The organism is Bacillus cereus group sp. BfR-BA-01492 (assembly GCF_022662815.1).
Taxonomy (GTDB): Bacteria; Bacillota; Bacilli; order Bacillales; family Bacillaceae_G; genus Bacillus_A; species Bacillus_A cereus_BD.
The window spans coordinates 557,539-577,367 of the sequence record NZ_JAKUEH010000001.1; the positions used below are offsets into that span (position 1 = coordinate 557,539).

Consider the following 19,829-nt stretch of genomic DNA (forward strand, 5'->3'; position numbering starts at 1 on the left):
AGGAGTTCCAATATGAAAACTCCTCCGCATTTCTAGTAGCGGAGGTTTCTAGTACATATGCACTAGCGGAGTTGTCACATACAACCCCGTCTTTTCCAATTCTTCCTTATATAAAGAAGATATGTATGGAAAGTTGATATAAATATGCCCTCATCTATATACAGATGAGGTTGCATGTATCATTGTATTCGATAGGAAGGGAAAAAATCCCTTCCTATCGAATATCTTTTACTATGCTATTACAAATTCACTTTTTCTTCAAGAATTGTTGCGATTTTTGTAACCATAATATCAATTGCAACATGATTTTGTCCACCTTCTGGGATAATGATATCTGCAAATTTCTTAGAAGGCTCAATAAATTGGTTATGCATTGGGCGTACAACATTTACATATTGTTCAATGACCGAATCCATTGTGCGTCCACGCTCTTTAATATCGCGTTGCATACGACGTAAAATACGAAGATCAGCGTCTGTATCAACAAAAAGTTTGATGTCCATTAATTCACAAAGGCGCGGATCCTCTAGTACAAGAATCCCCTCTAAAATAATGACATCTTTCGGTTCAACCGGAATCACTTCCTCAGAACGCGTATGCAAAGTATAATCATATACAGGTTTTTCAATCATTTTATATGCAAGTAATTGGTGCAAGTGTTCAATTAGTAAATCATTATCAAAAGCTAATGGATGATCGTAATTTGTTTTTAAACGTTCTTCCATAGGTAAATGACTTTGGTCTTTATAATAATAATCTTGCTCCAAAATTAAGATGGAATGACCTTGAAAATGATCAAAAATTGCTTTTGTTACGCTTGTCTTACCTGATCCTGAACCACCAGCAATTCCAATTACAACAGGCTTATTCGTCCCCATTCAACTACCACTCTTTCTTATTGATATATGCTTTTGCGCATCATGTTGTTCACATACACTGGTCGATCCACTTTGATTTTCACGATTTGCAGCGGATGTCTTGCTGCATCTAATTCATTTCCATCCTCATCCCAAATTTTCTCCACCGTTTGTGTAAAGTTTTCTATTTCTGGTCCAAAGAACTCCACTTCATGTCCTGGTTTAAAATAATTACGTTGTTCGATTGTTGCAATGCCTGTTTCTTCATTATAATCTAACACTAAACCAGCAAAATCATACGTTGTTTTCTTACTATGATTTCCATACATTTGTTCTTGATATCCTGGTACACCTTCAAAGAAAGCTGGAGCTGTGTCACGATTTGCACATTTATCCAGTTCGTCTAACCATTCTTGTTTAAATTCAAAGTTATCAGGATCTGCGCAGTACGTATCGATTACTTTACGATATACCGTTGCTACAGTTGCAATGTAATGGATAGATTTCATACGTCCTTCAACTTTTAAGCTGTCAATTCCGATTTCAATCATTTTTGGAATCGAAAGAATTAAATTTAAATCTTTCGGACTCATTGCGAAAGGAGCATCTCCTTCTTGGAATAACGGTAGTTCTTGTGCATCTTTATGCTGGGAGACTGTTTGAATTAAGTCGTAATCCCAGCGACAAGATTGGCAACAACCACCGCGGTTAGAGTCACGTGCTGTCATATGGTTACTTAATGTACATCTTCCAGAATACGCAATACACATTGCACCATGGACAAATGCCTCAATTTCAATATCAACGTGTTCTTTTATTTCTTTCATTTCTTCATATCCAACTTCACGCGCTAATACAAGGCGATGTAATCCTTCCTCTTTCCAATATTGCGCTGCTTTCCAGTTAGATAGTGATTGTTGCGTACTTAAATGTACTTCAACAGAAGGTGCTACTCGTTTACATGTTTCAATAATAAGAGGATCTGCAACGATAATACCTGTTACACCAGCTTTCTCAATGCCTCTTAAATATTCTTCTAGCCCTTCCATGTTCTCATTATGTGCAAAAATATTTGTTGTTACATATATCTTTGCACCATATTTCTTAGCAAATTCAACGCCTTCTGCCATTTCTTCTAATGTGAAGTTTCCAGCATTGGAACGAAGACCAAATTCTTGCCCACCTAAATATACAGCATCTGCACCGTAATGGATAGCTATTTTTAATTTCTCTAAATTCCCTGCTGGGATTAACAATTCAGGTTTCTTCACAATAACGCGCTTGCCATCAATTACTCGTGAAATTTCTTGCATTGTCATATTCTACACCCTCCTCGTTTAGTAAACCGTTTCTTTAAAGAAGAATCCTGTATCAAGTGGACGATTTACTGGTTGCATCTCTTCTATCTCTTTATATAAATTTTCTTTTATGTCATAATACGCATCGCGATCTTCTACGCATAAGTCAATTGCTTTACGGTATTTCTTAGTAACCTCAACAATATATTCAGAGCTTTTTAATACACCATCGATTTTTAAGCAATCTATTTCCGCATCGATTAGTTCCTCTAATTCATCAATAAAGCAAATATCATTTGGACTCATAATATGCGTACCATTTGCATCTTCATAAATCGGGTATTTATTATTACGTTCTTCATCATATAAGAACATATTTTCTTCATGTTTTTTCTTTTCAATCTCCAAATGACGCCCTTGATATTCAAAGTAGTTCCCAACTAGTGAACGTTTTGATTGGAACATGCATGTCATACCGTGAATTTGTACTTCCACTTCTACCTTTGCATGCTCTTTTAATTCAATAATTTCATCTAAACTTAACTCGCGTGCGAGCACAGCACGTTTTGCCCCTTTACGTCCCCAATAATTACATGAAAACCAGTTCGTTGCTGTCGTTTCCGTATTCCAATGCAACGGCATATTCGGTGCTACTTCACGAACTGTCATAAGTACAGCAGGATCGCCAAAAACAATCGCATCTACTTGTACATCTCGTAAAAATGAAACATAGTCTTTTAAAGTTTCTACTTTTTCATTGTGAAACACTGCATTCATCGCTACATAAACTTTCATACCGTGCTCATGCGCAATATTTACACCTTGCTTCACGTCTTCACGAGAAAACTCACCAGCTAATCGTAAGCCAAACTCTTGTTCACCAATTATGACCGCATCTGCACCTGCCTTTGCAAGAGGTTCAATATCTGCAATCCCTCTTGGTGTTACTAACAATTCAGGTTTTTTCATACCTTTGTCACCCTTTCTTTTTGCTCACTGCTACTCCGTCACCAATCGGGAAAATTGTTGTATCATATCCCTTATGGTTCATAAGCCACTCATTATACGTCTTAATACGGCGAATTAAACCACGTGTACGTCTATTTTCAATCTTCTCTTTTGTCGTTACGAGTCCGTGATATAACACATTATCTGAAATAATAACGCCACCTGGATTTAATAACGGCTCATATAAATCAAAAAAGCGACGATATTGTCCTTTTGCAGCATCAATAAAAATAACATCAAACGTCCCGTGTTCCTTTACTTGCTCACCCGTTTCTAATGCATCACCGTAAATAACGGAAATGCGTTCTTTAACAGGAGAACGCTCTATATATTCAAGTGCTTTTTCATATCGATCACTATTGCGCTCTACTGTCACAATGCGTGAATTTGGAATTGCTTGCATCATACGAATACTAGAATAACCAATTGCTGTTCCTAGCTCTAATATGCTTTTCGGTTCAATCAAACGTAAAAATTGAAGCATAAATTCCATACCAAGGCGATCCATAATCGGCACATGATGTTCACTCGCATATTCTTCCATTTCAAGAATAAGTTCGTCTTTTTCAGTAATAAATGATAATAAGTATTCGTTAACTGCATCCTTCATAAATGGTCCTCCTTATTTGCACGGAGAAGTGCCTCTATGACGTGTCAGTCTTTGTTCACACATAGAATGCAATAAAAATACAAGCCAGCTTCACCCTTAGCTTGTACGTCCCGTTTCAATATTACAAACGATTCTTCTGCCACTTTTTAACCCGATATATTTTAACATAAAAAAGAAGGATATGCGACTTTTTTCGCTATCCTCCTCATTTCATTATTTTTTTGTAATGTATTTCTGCTTTAGTGCATTATGTTCTTCTAACGTTTTTGCATAATACACTTCACCATTTGGTGCTGCTAAGAAATAATAATAATCCGTTTGTGCAGGCTCTAACGCTGCCTGTACAGAATGCTTGCCAGAGTTTGCAATCGGCCCAACCGGAAGCCCTTTTACCACATACGTATTATATGGCGAATTTACTTTCAAATCTTTATATAATACACGCTCTTTATGCTTTCCAAGCGCATACAATACAGTCGGATCTGTCTGTAATGGCATTCCTTTTGCTAAACGATTGTAAAAAACACTAGCAATCTTTTGACGATCTGTAAATCCTGTTGCTTCTTCTTCAATTAAAGAAGATAACGTTAACAGCTGATGAACATCAAAATTTTTCTTCTTCATTTTCGTTTCATTTTGTACAATAAGTGCATTTGTTTTTTCAAGCATTGCTGTTACAATTTCTTCTAACGTTGTATCTTTTTTATAAAAAGAGTATGTTGCTGGATATAAATAGCCTTCTAACGGATATTTTATATTGCTGTCAAAAATTTTATTTGTTAATAGTGCCGGATACTTTTGCTGCAATTTTTGAACAAATGATTTATCATTTAATTGACGTACTACATCATCTTTATTCCATTTTAATTCCTTCGCAATCATATCGGCAATTTCGACAACCTGTGTCCCTTCTTTAATCGTTATTTTATACGCCACTGGACGATGTACATTTCCAGATGACATTTGTTCCATCACTTCATCTACATTCATCGACGTATGTAATAAGTATGTACCAGCCTGAAGGTTTTTCGATTTTGCCTTTGCATAAATACTAAATACCGTACCATTTTTAATGGCACCTTTTCCCTCTAAAATTTCTCCAATTTTACTTGTAGATGAACCTTTTGGAATCTCAACTACAATTTCCTGTTTCTTACTACGATCAATCGGTTTCAATGCAGATGAAATGTACGCATAGACTGATACGCAACATACAAATAGTGCAATAATCACCACAAAAGCGACACGTCTACGCTTCTTCTTCATTTGATTTTGTATCAAAGTTCTTCCTCCTTATTCCATTGTAGACCATATGTATATCTTCTATACAATGCTCTACAGCACCAAAGCAAAACTCTATTCATTTATACATAGTTGGTATGTTATACAATCCGTATTATTATACTATAAATCACAACATGGTTTCGACAAAAAATCTTTCATTGAACACATGAATATAAAAAGATGGACTGCACATGCAGCCCATCTTTTTTATATTATTCTTCTTCGTCTTCTGCAGCAAGAGTGTTAAACATTTCTTGGACCATTTCCCACTCTTCTTCAGATTCGATTGGAAGCAATGTACCACCAGCTTCATCTTCGTTTTGCTCGTATGCCATTGCATCGTAAATTGGATCTCCATCTTCGTCTACTTCACCGATTGGTGAGAACACAACATATGATTTGTTTCCAAATTTTTCAGCATCAAACGTGAAAATAATTTCACATAAATGCTCATTTCCTTTTTCGTCAACAATTGTAATTTGATTTTCTTCCATTCTGGTCACCTCTTATTTACTATCTAAATATCCTTGTAAAATCACGACTGCAGCCATTTTATCAATGACTTGCTTTCGTTTTTTTCGGCTTACATCAGCCGAAATGAGAAGTCGTTCCGCTGCCATTGTTGACAAACGTTCGTCCCAAAGTATAACTTCTAGTTGCAAAAGTTCACGTAAACTTTCAGCATATCTTTGACAAGCTTCACCGCGCGGACCGATTGTCCCATTCATATTCTTTGGCAATCCTACTACTATCTTGTCCACATTGTACTGTTTTACTAGTTCAGAAACGCGATCAAAACCGAAAATTTCTCGTTCTTCGTTAATTTTAATCGTTTCTAAACCTTGCGCTGTCCAGCCCATTTCGTCGCTAATGGCAACGCCGACTGTTTTTGTACCAACATCTAAACCTAATATTCGCATAAACTACTCCTCACGATGTTGCTTCAAATAAGACTTCACAAGTTCTTCAATTAACTCATCACGTTCCAGTTTGCGAATAATATTGCGCGCGTCTTTGTGACGAGGTATGTATGCTGGATCTCCGCTTAATAAATAACCGACAATTTGATTAATCGGATTATAGCCTTTTTCTTGAAGTGCATCATACACAGTTAAAAGTACATCATTTACATGGACACTCTGTTTTTCATCTTGAATGCTAAACTTCATTGTTTTATCAAAACCGTCCATTTAAAGCACCTCACTTATCAAGTAGTAAATATAGGGAGAAGACTATTTCCTCTCCCTACTATTGTACACTACTCTCTCTTTATTTTGAAACAGATTTAACGTACTCTTGTACAAAAGCTAGCGCTTCATCTACTTGCGCTGGATTTTTACCGCCCGCTTGAGCCATATCAGGACGGCCACCACCACCGCCACCGCAGCGAGATGCAACTTCTTTTACAAGTTTACCCGCATGATACCCTTGACCAACTAGATCTTTCGTTACACCCGCCAAGATATTTACTTTATCATCATTTACAGCTGCTAATACAATGACTGCAGATTCTAATTTATTTTTCAAGTCATCCATCATTGTACGTAAGTTATTCATATCTGCAACATTTACTTTCGTTGCTAATACATGAACCCCATCCACTGAGACAACTGCGTCTGTTAAGTTTCCAGCTTCAATATTACTTAACTTAGCAGCAAGAGATTCATTTTCTTTTTGAAGTTGTTTCACTTCAGCAAACAAACCATCCACTCTTGTTAAAATATCTTTCGGATTTGTTTTCATTTTCCCTGCAGCCTCTTTTAATAAACTTACTTGATCGTTCATTAATTCGTATGCCGCTTTACCAGTTACCGCCTCGATACGACGTGTTCCTGCACCGATACCAGACTCAGCAACGATTTTGAAAATACCGATAGAAGCTGTGTTATCAACATGGCAACCACCACAAAGTTCTAAACTGTAATCACCAACTTGAACAACGCGAACAACATCTCCATATTTTTCACCGAATAATGCCATTGCACCCATTTCTTTTGCTTCTTCAATTGCCTTTTGAGAAATTTCCACATCAATACTTTCCCAAATTTTCTCGTTTACAATACGCTCAATTTTTTCTAATTCATCAGCTTGTACTTGACCGAAGTGAGAGAAATCAAATCGTAAACGTTCTGCTGTAACAAGAGAACCAGCTTGGTTAACATGTGTTCCAAGCACGTCTTTTAACGCTTGATGCAACAGGTGAGTTGCTGTATGGTTCTTCACAATGCTACTGCGATTTTTCGTATCAATAACAGCTTTCACAGTTGCATCTTTCGTTAATACCCCTTCTTCCACGACTACTTTGTGTAAGTTTTGACCATTTGGTGCTTTTTGTACATCTTTTACAAGAACTTTCACACCGTCTGTAAGAAGGTAACCGCGGTCTGCAATTTGTCCACCGCTTTCAGCGTAGAATGGTGTTACATCAAGCATTAATTGGCCTTCTTCACCTGCTTGTAAGCTGTCTGTATACTCGCCATTTTTCACAAGTGCTATTACGTTGCTTTCTGTTGCAACAGTGCCGTAACCAACAAATTCACTTGCTACTTTAATTTCCCCAAGAACGCCGCCTTGAACTTGCATAGAATCAACATCTTGACGAGCCGCACGTGCACGCTCACGTTGTTTTTCCATCTCTGCCTCAAATCCTGCATGATCAACTGTCATGCCAGCTTCTTCAGCATATTCTTCTGTTAATTCAACCGGGAATCCATATGTGTCATACAGACGGAATGCATCTACTCCAGAAATAACAGTTGTTTTTTCTTCTTTCGCTTTTGCAATCACTTCTGCTAAAATCGCTTCACCGTCATGAAGTGTTTCATGGAAACGCTCTTCTTCATTTTTCACAACTTTTGCAATGAAATCTTTCTTTTCAAGAACTTCTGGATAAAAGTCTTTCATCACTTCTCCAACAACTGGTACTAATTCATACATAAATGGACGGTTAATGTTTAATTTTTTCGCATAACGAACAGCTCGGCGTAATAAACGACGTAACACATAACCACGGCCTTCGTTCGAAGGAAGAGCCCCATCACCAACAGCAAATGTTACAGTACGAATATGGTCTGCAATCACTTTAAATGCCATATCTTTCTCTGCGTCGCCACTACGATACTTTTCACCAGAGATTGATTCTGTTGCACCAATCATCGGCATGAATAAATCTGTATCAAAGTTTGTAGGTACGTTTTGAACGATAGATGTCATACGCTCTAGACCCATTCCTGTATCGATGTTTTTCTTTGGAAGCGGTGTATAAGAACCATCTGGGTTATGGTTAAATTGAGAGAACACAAGGTTCCATACTTCTAAGTAGCGCTCATTTTCACCACCAGGATATAATTCTGGATCACTTGGATCATTACCATAAGCTTCGCCGCGATCATAGAAAATCTCAGTGTTCGGTCCACTTGGTCCTTCACCAATATCCCAGAAGTTTTCTTCTAAACGAATAATACGTTCTTTCGGAATGCCCATTTTTTCATGCCAAATTGTAAATGCTTCTTCATCTTCTGGGTGAATTGTAACAGATAATAATTCTTTATCAAATCCAATCCATTTGTCACTCGTTAAAAATTCCCAAGCCCATGTAATTGCTTCTTCTTTAAAATAATCACCGATTGAGAAGTTTCCTAGCATTTCAAAGAATGTATGGTGACGAGCTGTTTTCCCAACGTTTTCAATATCGTTTGTACGAATTGATTTTTGCGCATTTGTAATACGTGGATTTTGTGGGATAACACGTCCGTCAAAGTATTTTTTTAATGTCGCTACGCCACTATTAATCCATAAAAGAGATGGATCTTCGTGCGGAACTAATGATGCACTCGGTTCAATCGCATGCCCTTTTTCCTTAAAAAAATCTAAAAACATTTGACGAATTTGTGCGCCTGTTAATTGTTTCATCTATATTTCCTCCTTAAAAAAAATTCCATAAAAACAAAAAACTCTCGCCCCTATAAAAGGGACGAGAGTTAACTCGCGATACCACCCTAATTATGAAATAAAAAGCGGAAGCGTCTCGCTTAAAAGCGGAAGAAATTGGACCAGTCGAACGGAAAGACGCTTTTTGTCTTTCAGTGAGATTGGGAAATTTCAGAGCTTTTAGACGCTAAAGCTAGATTGCATATAATAATATGCATTTATTTCATCACCTCATGGTGCCGTAACGTGGCAAGACGGCAGGGATTAGCTGCTCTCAGGAGTAGCGTTCTGTCATCCTTCATTTAAAACTTCTTTCAGCCAATGGAAGTTTCTCTCTACAAATGGACTATGACATACTCGTTCCGTCATCAATTTCAAATCAGTATAGAATACATTTTATGATGGAAACTGACATAAGTTTCTACTATATGCCAAAATTGTAGCGAATTCGTTTCTATTTGTCAATGTCTCCAAAGAGGCTTTATATGAACGACTACAGTTCGAATAACCGCTAAAATCGGAACAGATATTAAAAGGCCGACAATTCCACCTACCTCGCCCCCAACAAGCAGGGCGAGCATAATGACAACTGGATGCATGCGCAACGATTTCCCAACAATATACGGAGATAAAATGTTACTTTCAACAAATTGCAAAATCGCTAGCGCAATCCCAGCTTTAATGAATAAACTTGTGGATACTGTTGCTGCAATCATTAACGTTGGAATCGCTCCTAAAATAGGACCAAAGTATGGAATAATATCTGTAACCCCGACAACAATCCCAAGAAGCAATGGATATTTCATACCGATAAACCAAAATGCAAGGGCAGACACACCGCCTAAAACTAAACAAACAAATAATTGTCCGCGAATATAACTCCCTAACGATTTATCGATTTCTTTTGCTAATATTTGTCCCGTATCTCGCCATTTATAAGGAATTACTTTCCAAAAAACATGATAAAACGCCCCATAATCTTTCAGTATGTAAAACACAATGAACGGAATAAGAAAAATGATGAGTAAAGAGTCAAGCACACCGCGGGCCGTACTCATCACTTTATTTAATAAGGATTGTATTTTTATTTCAATTCCAACAAAAATTTGTTTTACTTTATCATGAATAAACGACGGGAAATTATCCGTTTGTTCTGTGACACCATCCATCCATGAATCATACATTTTCATAAACTCAGGAAATTGCTTATTCATTTCTTGCAACTGGCTAATAACAACTGGTGTTCCTTTATAAATCCCGTAACCAAGACCACCAAAAAAGAGAATATAAATGAGTAAAATCGCAAGGGTACGAGGCATTCCTTGTTTATGTAATTTCTCAATTAAAGGATGCAGTAAATAAGCAATAAAACAAGCAATAAAAAACGGTGTAATGGCTACTTTACATACAAATACAATCGGTGCCCATAATGGTTTGATTTTTAAAAAAACAAGTAAGCAGAGAAATACTAATAACAATAACCCTAGTCGATAGATCCAAATAATTTTAAGATTCTTCAAACGAAAAACCTCCTCTTCTCTTATTTTGAAAAGAAACCGAGCAGGTTATGTGTAAAACTTCAAAAAATCATTGGATTAAAATATTTTCAGCCAGACCATACTGTTTCTAAAAGATGGACATATATTTAACCTAACAAGAACAACTACTCTGAGGCTACAACATAATAAAATGATAGTCAGGAGGAACAAAATGGTCTGGTTTATGCTTAGTTTGTCGGCACTTTGTATGATTCTTGAATGGATTTGCATTGGTCTAGGAATTTGGAAAGGTTTCTTTACACATACAGCACGTAAAGAGCGCGCAAGACATTTATGGTATTATGGCGTACTTGGCATTGGCTGTTACGGTCTTTCTCATGTATTTTCAGAAATCGGACTTTTTTATTTGCATATGAGTGCATAAAAAAACTCCCTGCTCATTTAGGGAGTTTTTCATTTTATAAAAAACCGTCACAAGTACGACTTAATCATTTTGCGTGCTTTTTTCATATTACGTTTTGAAAATAAATCTTGTTTGCGAGCATATCGATATGCTGCAGCTCCAATTCCTAATGCAATGAATGAATTGCGTAGATTCAAAGTAAATCCCCCTTTTCGTTATCCGATCGTTCTTTCATCCTCATCGAATAAATCATCGAGAGAACTTAACGAACCATCTTCTTCTACTTGATGTGTATGGATTTTCCCCTTTGAAACGGATAATTCGATATAACAATTCCAACAATAAAATTGATTCACACCGATTTTTCCAATATCTTTTCCTTTGCAATTTGGACAACTAAACATATGGCTTCCATCTCCTTACGTTCTCCCAGATTCTATTCGCCATTATGTCCAAACTGCATTCATTTATACATGTTAGCAACTTTCAATATGATACACTTGAAAGCTTCACTATATAATTTCACCTCGTTACATAAAATCATACGGTGAAATGTTTTCCACGTCCATTTCTTCTCCATTAATAACAACCATCTGTACTTCGCCTTTTGCCTCTTGCAAACGACTTCCTAAAGTTGTTTGCCGCATGGCATCATCGAGACGGTTCACTCCAGATCGAAAAGCTTCTTCTTCTCCGCAGATGATCAAAAACTTTTTACTTCTTGTAATACCCGTATAAATTAAATTCCGACGCAACATGCGGTTATAACTTTTTACAATCGGCATAATTACAATCGGAAATTCACTACCTTGCGACTTATGAATGGAGCAGCAATATGCATGTGTAATTTGATTCAAATCAGCCTTCGTATATGTCACTTCAATGCCATCAAATGAAACAACAATCATATCTTGTTGCTCCACATTTTCCTTCGCGTAAAATATAGAAATAATTTCGCCAATATCTCCATTAAACACTTGGCTTTCCGGCTGATTGACTAATTGAAGAACTTTATCGCCTCTTCTATATACAACATCGCCATAAGCAATTTCTTTACTCTTCTCTTGTTTCGGATTAAATACTTGTTGCAGTGCCTCATTTAACACATTAATCCCTGCCGAACCGCGATACATAGGCGCTAACACTTGCACATCTTTTGCACTAAATCCCTTTACCTTTGCGCTTTCACACACTTGTTTTACAACATCAACAATTTGATTCCCTGTGCACGTAATAAAGGAGCGTTCTTGTTTATTTTTCGTTACATCTGGCGGTAACGTTCCATTCTTTATCGCATGAGCGAGCTGAACAACAGATGACCCTTCAGCTTGCCGATAAATTTCGGTCAGCTTTACCGTTGGAATGATACCGGCATTTAATAAATCTTTTAATACTTGTCCTGGTCCTACAGATGGCAATTGATCTTCATCGCCAACAATAATGACTTGCATATTTGTCGGTAATGATTTCAAGAGCTGATTTGCAAGCCAAATATCAACCATGGAAAATTCATCGACAATAAGAAGTTTCCCCTGCACCGGATCTGTTTCATTTCGCTGAAACGAGCCTTCGGGCGTCCAACCAAGCAAACGGTGAATTGTACATGCAGGAAGACCTGTTGATTCGCTCATTCGCTTTGCCGCACGACCTGTTGGAGCTGTTAATAAAATAGGAAATGGATTATCATCGCTATAATCTTTAGGATTTAACGATAATCCATGTAGCGATGCATACATTTCTACAATTCCTTTAATAACTGTTGTCTTTCCTGTTCCTGGACCACCGGTTAACAGCATCATCGGTTGATGAAGTGCCGTTTGAATCGCCTCTTGCTGAAGCGGTGCATACTGCACTTTCATTTGCTCTTCAATCTTACCTAGCGTTAATAACACTTCTGCCTCAGGAAATGACGGCGTTTCCTCTTGGCTCATCAGGCGGCGAATCGACTTCACAACACCTTTCTCAGAATAATATAAAGAAGCTAAATAAATACGCTCTTCTTCTATAATGATTTTCCCTTCACCTTGCATCATTTCGATGCATTGCACGATATCTTCTTCCGTCACAGTCCCTTCTCGGTTATTTAAAAGGGACATCGTTTCACGTACAAGCTGCTCCTTCTCCATATAAACATGACCATATTGAAGCGATACATTCTCCAACGTATAAAAACATCCCGCTCGTACACGATCATTATGATTTCCTAATATCCCAAGAGCGCGTCCTATATCATCTGCTCTTCCAAAGCCAATTCCGTCAACTTCTTCAATCAACTGGTACGGATTATTTCGAATAACTTCTAGTGTCATTTCTTTATACTGCTGATAAATTTTAATGGAAAGCTTTGTCCCAAATCCATAACCGTTTAAAAAGCTCATCACTTTTTCAAGCCCTTGATGCTCAATGATCGTCTCATATATTTCTTGCGCTTTTTGCTTATTGACGACACCTTCTAGCGCAGCCGGATCATCCATAATTTTAGAAATAGCGTGTTCTCCAAGATGATCGACAATTTTTTCAGCTGTTCGCTTCCCAATTCCTTTAAATAAATCGCTAGCTAAATATTGCACCATTCCGGTTTTCGTTTGGGGCAATTCTTTTTTAAATGTTTCAACTTGATATTGCTTTCCATATTTAGGATGCTCTTTAAAATGCCCTGTTAATGTAAATACTTCATCTTCATGCATACGGGGAAAATGACCGTTAATCATCACTTTTTTTTCGTCATATGCTTCATTTGTTTCAATGACTTTCATACTGACAACGGAATAGAGGTTTTCTTCGTTGTGGAAAATAGTATGAAGAACTTGCGCCTTTATAAATTTTCGCTCTTCCTCAAACAAATCCATAGCATGTTGATTCTCCATCATTCCTCTCCTTTCCGATTTCTGTACTCTAATGAGCAGTACCCCCCCACCTAACTGACCTTTAGATGGAGGGGAACTGCGCGTTAAAGCTGTTTTATTTACTTTCTTGTTCTAACAAACGAATACCATTCCCAGCTAAAAAGTGATCTGGTTGGATTTTTGTTGCTTTTTTAAATAAAGCAAGCGCCTTTTCATTATTCTCTTCAAATACGTAAGCAACACCTAAATTATAATACGCGTCCGCATGTTCTTCATCCATTTGTAATACCTTTTCAAAGTACGGTTTCGCCTCTTTAACATGTTCTAATCGCGCAAGGCATAATCCGCATTGAAATGCTGCCTCGACATCCATTTCATCCAATTCCGCAGCCCTTTGTAGAAATGGCAATGCAAGGCGATCATTTCCAAGCTGCACATGTGTAATCCCAAGCATAAATGCGATATCAGCTGATTGCAAACCAACTTGCATTGCCTGTTCAAACATTGCTTTCGCTTCTTGAAATTGCTCTCGACTATAATATATGTTCCCAAGTCCATAATAGGCAGTAGCTGATTTTTCATCTAACTCTAATGCACGTTTATAAAATAAAATGGCACGCTCGCTATCGCCTAACACATCTAGTAAATTGGCAAAGTTAATATATCCAAGAGCATCTTTTGGATTTTCTTCAATTGCCTCTGTAAAGTTTTTGGCTGCTTCTTCCCAGTTTCCTTCTTGCATATATTGAATGCCTATTTCAAGCTTATTTGACATGTTCTTCACCTCTACAACAAATTATAACAAAGATTCTATTTTGTAAGCGAACAAAAATTCGCTCTTTAAAAAAGAAACCCCTGACCGCTAATCGGCAGAGGTTTCTCCGTTTTATCCTAGATAGTCTAACTGTTTACCATTTCGGTATACTTCATCAATTGTTGCACCGCCTAAGCACTCATCTCCATCATAGAAAACAACCGCTTGTCCTGGTGTAATCGCACGAATTGGTTCATCACAAAGAATACGGATTGTATTTTCATCTACAATTTGAACCGTTACACCGTTATCTTCTTGACGATAACGGAATTTTGCTGTGCACTTAAATTCTTTTTCTTTTGCTCTATCGCTTACCCAGCTTACATTTGTGGCAATGACTTCATCGCCGTATAAAAGTTCATTATGGAACCCTTGATCAACATATAAGATATTCTCTTTCAAGTTTTTCCCAACAACAAACCATGGGTCACCATTCCCACCAATACCAAGGCCATGACGTTGTCCGATTGTATAATACATCAGACCATCATGTTTCCCTTTTACTTCACCAGATAATGTTTGCATCACACCTGGTTGAGCAGGTAAGTAGTTGCTTAAGAAATCTTTAAAGTTGCGCTCACCGATAAAGCAAATACCTGTACTATCTTTTTTCGTAGCTGTTGCTAAACCGGCTTCTTTCGCCATTTCACGAATTTGCGGTTTCTTTAATTCACCTAATGGAAACATCGTTTTAGATAATTGTTCTTGACCTAACTGATTTAAGAAATACGTTTGATCTTTATTATCATCTACGCCGCGCAACATTTTATATTCGCCGTCCATATAAGCGACACGTGCATAATGTCCTGTTGCGACATAGTCTGCACCAAGCGCCATCGCATGCTCTAAAAAGGCTTTAAATTTAATTTCCTTGTTGCACATTACATCTGGGTTCGGAGTACGACCAGCTCGGTACTCATCTAAAAAGTACGTAAATACTTTATCCCAATATTGCTTTTCAAAGTTTACTGCATAATACGGGATACCGATTTGATTACAAACTTCAATAACATCATTGTAATCTTCCGTTGCTGTACAGACTCCATTTTCGTCTGTATCATCCCAGTTCTTCATAAAAATTCCGATTACATCATATCCTTGCTCTTTTAATAAAAGCGCAGCTACAGATGAATCGACGCCACCAGACATCCCGATGACAACGCGCGTTTCGTGAGGTAGTTTGTTCATCATGTCACCTCCCATGCTAGTTTTGCGAGAATCGCTTCACGATTTTCACTGTTTCGTACGCCGCTTTTTCTACTTGTTCTTTCGTATTCCCAAGCCCAAAACTAAAGCGTACGGATGAACGTATTTTATCGGAATCTTTTCCAAACATCGCCACTAATACGTGTGATGGATCAATCGACCCAGCTGTACAAGCAGAACCACTTGATACTGCAATACCAGCTAAATCTAAGTTCACAAGAAATGGTTCAATATTCATCCCTGTGAAACTTACATTCAACACATGCGGCAAGCGATATTCTACATTTCCGTTTACCTCAAAAGTAATGTCTTCTTTTTGAAAGACAGATATCATTATATCTTTAAATTCTTCATAGTGGGCACTTTTTTGCTCGCGCGTTTCCTCCGCAAGTGAAATAGCATGCCCAAGCCCTACAATACTTGGTACATTTTCCGTACCTGCTCGGCGCTTTCGCTCTTGTTCTCCACCTGTTAATAAAGGTTCAAATTTCACTTGTGCGCTCGCATATAAAAACCCTACACCTTTTGGACCATTAATCTTATGAGCGGAAATGGATAATAAATCAATCCCTAGTTCTTGTACATCAACCTCCATTAAACCATAGGCTTGTACAGCATCTGTATGGAAATAAGCTTGATGTTCTTTTAAAAGTTCTCCAATTTCTGCAATTGGTTGAACGGTTCCCACTTCATTATTTCCAAACATGACCGATACAAGAATCGTTTGATCCGTTAACGCCGCCTTCACATCATCCAGTCGCACGCGCCCTGTTTCATCAACGGGCAAATATGTCACTTCAAATCCCTCGCGCTCCAGCACCTCACATGTATGCAAAATAGCGTGATGTTCAATCTTTGTTGTAATAATATGGTTCCCTTTATGACGATTTGCACGCGTTACACCTAAAAGTGCTAAATTATCAGCCTCTGTACCGCCGCTTGTAAAAATAATTTCATTTGGATTGGCATTGATGCTGCGCGCACAAGCGCGTCTTGCTTCATCTACAGCATGGCGGGCTTGTCGTCCATAAAAATGAATACTAGACGGATTTCCAAACATTTCTGTCATATATGGAATCATCTTTTCGACCACTTCTGGATGAACTTTAGATGTTGCTGCATGATCTAAGTAAATGCGTTCCATTCAATCTCCTTCTTTCCAAATCGTTTCACAAGGAATTAAATGTAAAACATATAACCCCCATTATTTTCTTCCTCATAGCGTACTAAATCTTCCAAAGTTGTACTATCTAATACTTCTTGTACCGCATCACGAACACGCATCCATAGTTGACGCTGTGCTGGCTCTTCCTCCTCTAGCATCTCAACGACACTAATTGGCCCTTCCAACACACGAATGACATCGCCTGCCGTTATATTAGCTGGTTGATCAGACAATACATAACCACCATATGCACCGCGCGTACTTTTTACAAGACGAGCATTGCGAAGCGGAGAAATTAATTGTTCTAAATAATGCTCAGATAAATCGTGCGCTTTAGCAATTGATTTTAATGAAATCGGTCCTTCACCAAACTTTTTCGCAAGATCGATCATAATCGTTAAACCATAGCGGCCTTTTGTTGAAATTTTCATCTATTTCGCACCTCTTTTCAAAATGTCACTTCTATTTGGTCATCGCTTATTTATCAAAAGAACACAATTTAAAATCCTATGAAATTATAGCATAATATAGTATTATAAGAAATTTCAACTTGTGTATTCAACATGATAGCATAAAATCACATTGAAAAACTCAGAAATTATTACAATTGAAAGAAAAATAAAATTATTTACCTTTATCCCTCTTTCAAGATCACGTCTATTTTAATTTCCAATCAAAAAAATGATAACATAGACTTACATTCTATATAATTTAAGGGAGACGGATACAATGAAACAACCACTCGCACATCGAATGCGCCCAACAAATATTTCAGAAATTATCGGGCAACAACATTTAGTTGGTGAAGGGAAAATTTTATGGCGAATGGTTCAGGCCAACCATTTTCAGTCGATGATTTTATACGGTCCTCCTGGCACAGGAAAAACATCGATTGCTAGCGCTATTGCCGGTAGTACCGGGACACCCTTTCGTCTATTAAACGCGGTAACACATAACAAAAAAGATATGGAAGTTGTCGTACAAGAAGCAAAAATGCATCGCCACCTTGTGTTAATTTTAGATGAGGTACACCGTCTAGATAAGGCGAAACAAGACTTTCTCTTACCGCATTTAGAAAGCGGGCTCCTTACTTTAATCGGCGCCACAACGAGCAATCCATTTCACGCCATTAACTCAGCGATTCGAAGCCGCTGTCAAATCTTTGAACTACATGCACTGACAGAAGATGATATTTTAACCGGATTAAAACGGGCACTAGCTGATAAAGAAAAAGGGCTCGGAGAATATCATGTAACAGTTACAGATGAAGCGATCCGCCACTTTGCAAGCGCTTCTGGCGGAGATATGCGCTCGGCCTATAATGCGCTTGAACTTGCTGTTTTATCAAGCTTTACAACAGATGAACAAACAGTCGAAATTACATTAGAGGTCGCAGAAGAATGTTTACAGAAAAAAAGCTTTGTTCACGATAAAGATGGAGATGCTCATTATGACGTCTTATCAGCTTTTCAAAAATCAGTGCGCGGAAGTGATGTAAATGCCGCTCTCCATTACTTAGCTCGCCTAATTGAAGCAGGCGATTTACAAAGCATTTGCAGAAGACTTCTTATTATGGCATATGAAGATATTGGACTTGCTAGCCCGCAAGCTGGGCCTCGAACTTTGGCGGCCATTGAATCGGCGGAACGAGTTGGATTTCCAGAAGCCCGCATTCCGCTTGCTAATGCTGTTATTGAACTTTGCTTATCACCAAAATCAAATTCAGCTTATAAAGCGCTTGATGCAGCGCTCCACGATTTACGAAATGGACAAACTGGTGATATCCCAAGCCATTTAAAAGATAGTCACTATAAAGGAGCCGAATCTTTAGGAAGAGGTATCGGTTATTTATATCCGCATGATTATCCAAACGGATGGATTGAGCAACAATACTTACCTGATAAAATAAAAAATAAGCAGTACTATCAACCAAAAACAACAGGAAAATTTGAACAGGCACTCTCGACTGTTTATGAAAGATTACAGAATTCGCATAAAACAAACTCTAAAGGGTAATCTAAGCGCAAACGACATCATAATGGAGGTTTCACTTATGAAAACGCGCCAAGATGCATGGACGAAAGAAGATGGTTTCCTGTTAGCAGAAACCGATTGACGGTACTTTTGCATAGCACCGTTAAAAACATTTGACGAAATACCACTCAAGCTACCCAAAGCTTCCACTGCTTGTAGCTTCCAATTGAAGCAAGAAATATAAAGCGAAGGCTATTACGGGCAGTAAAAACAACGAAAAGAGAAGGAATTAATTCGCTCCTCCTCTTTTCAAATCTCATCCTTATCAATCTATTAAAACTGAATCCTTTCATTTGTCCATATTTTTATTTATGATTTCTCTTACGGAACAATAAAAATAACATTACAAACATCAGCATAACACCGCTCATATAAAATATTGTCGTCCCAGTACCGCCAGTATTTGGAATTACCCAATCACCCTTAGTATTTTTTACTGTTATTTTTTGTGTTCTTTCCGTTTCTGTAACTTCTATCTCAATCGAATCCCTAAGCAACATATAACCATCTGGTGCTCTTATTTCTTTAATCGTATATTTGCCAAGTGCCAATTGTTTAGAAATAGCCTTACCTTTTTCATTGGTCGTTAATCTACCAACTTCTATCCCGTCTTTATTTAAAATTTGAAACATAGCCCCTTTTAATTTCATACTTGAATCATTAGCATCTACTTTCTCAATCTCAATCTGTCCTACTGAATCGGGGGCTTTTTTATTTTTCACTATCATTTCTACTGTCTCTTTTTGCTTTACTGTTACCGTGATTTTATCTTTTGATAATTCGTAGCCCGCTGGCGCTTCTATTTCAACGATTTTGTATTCACCTATCGGTAAATCTTTTGATATTGCCTCCCCTTTTTCATCCGTCTCTAATTT

The 19,829-nt window shown here is 37.6% G+C and carries 20 protein-coding genes; 2 read left to right on the forward strand and 18 right to left on the reverse strand.

Annotation, left to right across the window (positions count from 1 at the left end):
- Nucleotides 1-239: 239 nt before the first annotated feature.
- The 10 genes from udk to MR063_RS03215 form a co-directional block, all read right to left on the reverse strand.
- Entirely contained in the window at nt 240-878 is a 639-nt protein-coding gene (udk, locus tag MR063_RS03170) for a uridine kinase (RefSeq protein ID WP_012095554.1), read from the reverse strand.
- Nucleotides 879-895: 17 nt separating this feature from the next.
- The gene (locus MR063_RS03175; protein WP_242145505.1) at nt 896-2,176 is read right to left on the reverse strand and encodes a peptidase U32 family protein; all 1,281 of its coding nucleotides are present in this window, start codon (nt 2,174-2,176) and stop codon (nt 896-898) included.
- Between the two features lie 18 nt (nt 2,177-2,194).
- Complete coding sequence (locus MR063_RS03180) at nt 2,195-3,124, reverse strand: peptidase U32 family protein (protein ID WP_242193299.1); 930 nt, start codon at nt 3,122-3,124, stop codon at nt 2,195-2,197.
- 7 nt (nt 3,125-3,131) lie between these two features.
- Complete coding sequence (locus tag MR063_RS03185) at nt 3,132-3,773, reverse strand: O-methyltransferase (protein WP_012095557.1); 642 nt, start codon at nt 3,771-3,773, stop codon at nt 3,132-3,134.
- A gap of 213 nt (nt 3,774-3,986) precedes the next feature.
- Nucleotides 3,987-5,054 (reverse strand): endolytic transglycosylase MltG, encoded by a 1,068-nt coding sequence (mltG, locus tag MR063_RS03190; protein WP_242193304.1) that lies wholly within the window; start codon nt 5,052-5,054, stop codon nt 3,987-3,989.
- 215 nt (nt 5,055-5,269) lie between these two features.
- Entirely contained in the window at nt 5,270-5,551 is a 282-nt protein-coding gene (locus MR063_RS03195) for a DUF1292 domain-containing protein (RefSeq protein WP_012095559.1), read from the reverse strand.
- Between the two features lie 12 nt (nt 5,552-5,563).
- Complete coding sequence (gene ruvX, locus MR063_RS03200) at nt 5,564-5,977, reverse strand: Holliday junction resolvase RuvX (RefSeq protein WP_242145508.1); 414 nt, start codon at nt 5,975-5,977, stop codon at nt 5,564-5,566.
- A 3-nt stretch (nt 5,978-5,980) separates the two neighbouring features.
- The gene (locus tag MR063_RS03205; protein WP_012095561.1) at nt 5,981-6,247 is read right to left on the reverse strand and encodes an IreB family regulatory phosphoprotein; all 267 of its coding nucleotides are present in this window, start codon (nt 6,245-6,247) and stop codon (nt 5,981-5,983) included.
- 79 nt (nt 6,248-6,326) lie between these two features.
- Nucleotides 6,327-8,969: an alanine--tRNA ligase gene (alaS, locus tag MR063_RS03210; protein ID WP_242193305.1), complete on the reverse strand. Its 2,643-nt coding sequence runs from the start codon at nt 8,967-8,969 to the stop codon at nt 6,327-6,329.
- Between the two features lie 479 nt (nt 8,970-9,448).
- The gene (locus tag MR063_RS03215) at nt 9,449-10,507 is read right to left on the reverse strand and encodes an AI-2E family transporter (protein ID WP_242193308.1); all 1,059 of its coding nucleotides are present in this window, start codon (nt 10,505-10,507) and stop codon (nt 9,449-9,451) included.
- A gap of 190 nt (nt 10,508-10,697) precedes the next feature.
- Here MR063_RS03215 and MR063_RS03220 point away from each other — a divergent pair, with 190 nt between their 5' ends.
- Complete coding sequence (locus MR063_RS03220) at nt 10,698-10,910, forward strand: hypothetical protein (protein WP_242193309.1); 213 nt, start codon at nt 10,698-10,700, stop codon at nt 10,908-10,910.
- A gap of 47 nt (nt 10,911-10,957) precedes the next feature.
- On the opposite strand, the gene MR063_RS03225 is transcribed toward MR063_RS03220, so the two are convergent.
- The 7 genes from MR063_RS03225 to cymR form a co-directional block, all read right to left on the reverse strand.
- Entirely contained in the window at nt 10,958-11,086 is a 129-nt protein-coding gene (locus tag MR063_RS03225; RefSeq protein ID WP_012095565.1) for a YrzQ family protein, read from the reverse strand.
- A gap of 18 nt (nt 11,087-11,104) precedes the next feature.
- On the reverse strand, nt 11,105-11,293 hold the full coding sequence (locus MR063_RS03230) for a hypothetical protein (RefSeq protein WP_242145512.1): 189 nt from the start codon (nt 11,291-11,293) through the stop codon (nt 11,105-11,107).
- 126 nt (nt 11,294-11,419) lie between these two features.
- Nucleotides 11,420-13,756, reverse strand: a complete 2,337-nt coding sequence (gene recD2, locus MR063_RS03235) for an SF1B family DNA helicase RecD2 (protein WP_242193310.1) — start codon at nt 13,754-13,756, stop codon at nt 11,420-11,422.
- A 94-nt stretch (nt 13,757-13,850) separates the two neighbouring features.
- Complete coding sequence (locus MR063_RS03240) at nt 13,851-14,510, reverse strand: tetratricopeptide repeat protein (RefSeq protein ID WP_242145514.1); 660 nt, start codon at nt 14,508-14,510, stop codon at nt 13,851-13,853.
- A 111-nt stretch (nt 14,511-14,621) separates the two neighbouring features.
- Nucleotides 14,622-15,737 carry a tRNA 2-thiouridine(34) synthase MnmA gene (mnmA, locus tag MR063_RS03245; RefSeq protein ID WP_242193312.1) on the reverse strand — a complete coding sequence of 372 codons (1,116 nt, stop codon included), beginning with the start codon at nt 15,735-15,737 and terminating at the stop codon, nt 14,622-14,624.
- 16 nt (nt 15,738-15,753) lie between these two features.
- Nucleotides 15,754-16,899 (reverse strand): cysteine desulfurase family protein, encoded by a 1,146-nt coding sequence (locus MR063_RS03250; RefSeq protein ID WP_242193314.1) that lies wholly within the window; start codon nt 16,897-16,899, stop codon nt 15,754-15,756.
- A gap of 35 nt (nt 16,900-16,934) precedes the next feature.
- On the reverse strand, nt 16,935-17,351 hold the full coding sequence (cymR, locus tag MR063_RS03255; protein ID WP_012095571.1) for a cysteine metabolism transcriptional regulator CymR: 417 nt from the start codon (nt 17,349-17,351) through the stop codon (nt 16,935-16,937).
- A 298-nt stretch (nt 17,352-17,649) separates the two neighbouring features.
- On the opposite strand from cymR, the gene MR063_RS03260 reads away from it, so the two are divergent.
- The gene (locus MR063_RS03260; RefSeq protein ID WP_242193316.1) at nt 17,650-18,936 is read left to right on the forward strand and encodes a replication-associated recombination protein A; all 1,287 of its coding nucleotides are present in this window, start codon (nt 17,650-17,652) and stop codon (nt 18,934-18,936) included.
- A 323-nt stretch (nt 18,937-19,259) separates the two neighbouring features.
- Here the strand turns inward: MR063_RS03260 and MR063_RS03265 are convergent.
- Nucleotides 19,260-19,829 (reverse strand): LPXTG cell wall anchor domain-containing protein (locus MR063_RS03265; protein WP_242193317.1); only part of this gene is annotated, 570 nt, incomplete at its 5' end.

Bases quoted from the DNA above. Each gene is read 5' to 3' on its own strand.
- udk (WP_012095554.1), bottom strand. From the start codon at position 878: ATGGGGACGAATAAGCCTGTTGTAATTGGAATTGCTGGTGGTTCAGGA.
- MR063_RS03175 (WP_242145505.1), bottom strand. From the start codon at position 2,176: ATGACAATGCAAGAAATTTCACGAGTAATTGATGGCAAGCGCGTTATT.
- MR063_RS03180 (WP_242193299.1), bottom strand. From the start codon at position 3,124: ATGAAAAAACCTGAATTGTTAGTAACACCAAGAGGGATTGCAGATATT.
- MR063_RS03185 (WP_012095557.1), bottom strand. From the start codon at position 3,773: ATGAAGGATGCAGTTAACGAATACTTATTATCATTTATTACTGAAAAA.
- MR063_RS03195 (WP_012095559.1), bottom strand. From the start codon at position 5,551: ATGGAAGAAAATCAAATTACAATTGTTGACGAAAAAGGAAATGAGCAT.
- ruvX (WP_242145508.1), bottom strand. From the start codon at position 5,977: ATGCGAATATTAGGTTTAGATGTTGGTACAAAAACAGTCGGCGTTGCC.
- MR063_RS03205 (WP_012095561.1), bottom strand. From the start codon at position 6,247: ATGGACGGTTTTGATAAAACAATGAAGTTTAGCATTCAAGATGAAAAA.
- alaS (WP_242193305.1), bottom strand. From the start codon at position 8,969: ATGAAACAATTAACAGGCGCACAAATTCGTCAAATGTTTTTAGATTTT.
- MR063_RS03220 (WP_242193309.1), top strand. From the start codon at position 10,698: ATGGTCTGGTTTATGCTTAGTTTGTCGGCACTTTGTATGATTCTTGAA.
- MR063_RS03230 (WP_242145512.1), bottom strand. From the start codon at position 11,293: ATGTTTAGTTGTCCAAATTGCAAAGGAAAAGATATTGGAAAAATCGGT.
- recD2 (WP_242193310.1), bottom strand. From the start codon at position 13,756: ATGGAGAATCAACATGCTATGGATTTGTTTGAGGAAGAGCGAAAATTT.
- MR063_RS03240 (WP_242145514.1), bottom strand. From the start codon at position 14,510: ATGTCAAATAAGCTTGAAATAGGCATTCAATATATGCAAGAAGGAAAC.
- mnmA (WP_242193312.1), bottom strand. From the start codon at position 15,737: ATGAACAAACTACCTCACGAAACGCGCGTTGTCATCGGGATGTCTGGT.
- MR063_RS03250 (WP_242193314.1), bottom strand. From the start codon at position 16,899: ATGGAACGCATTTACTTAGATCATGCAGCAACATCTAAAGTTCATCCA.
- cymR (WP_012095571.1), bottom strand. From the start codon at position 17,351: ATGAAAATTTCAACAAAAGGCCGCTATGGTTTAACGATTATGATCGAT.
- MR063_RS03260 (WP_242193316.1), top strand. From the start codon at position 17,650: ATGAAACAACCACTCGCACATCGAATGCGCCCAACAAATATTTCAGAA.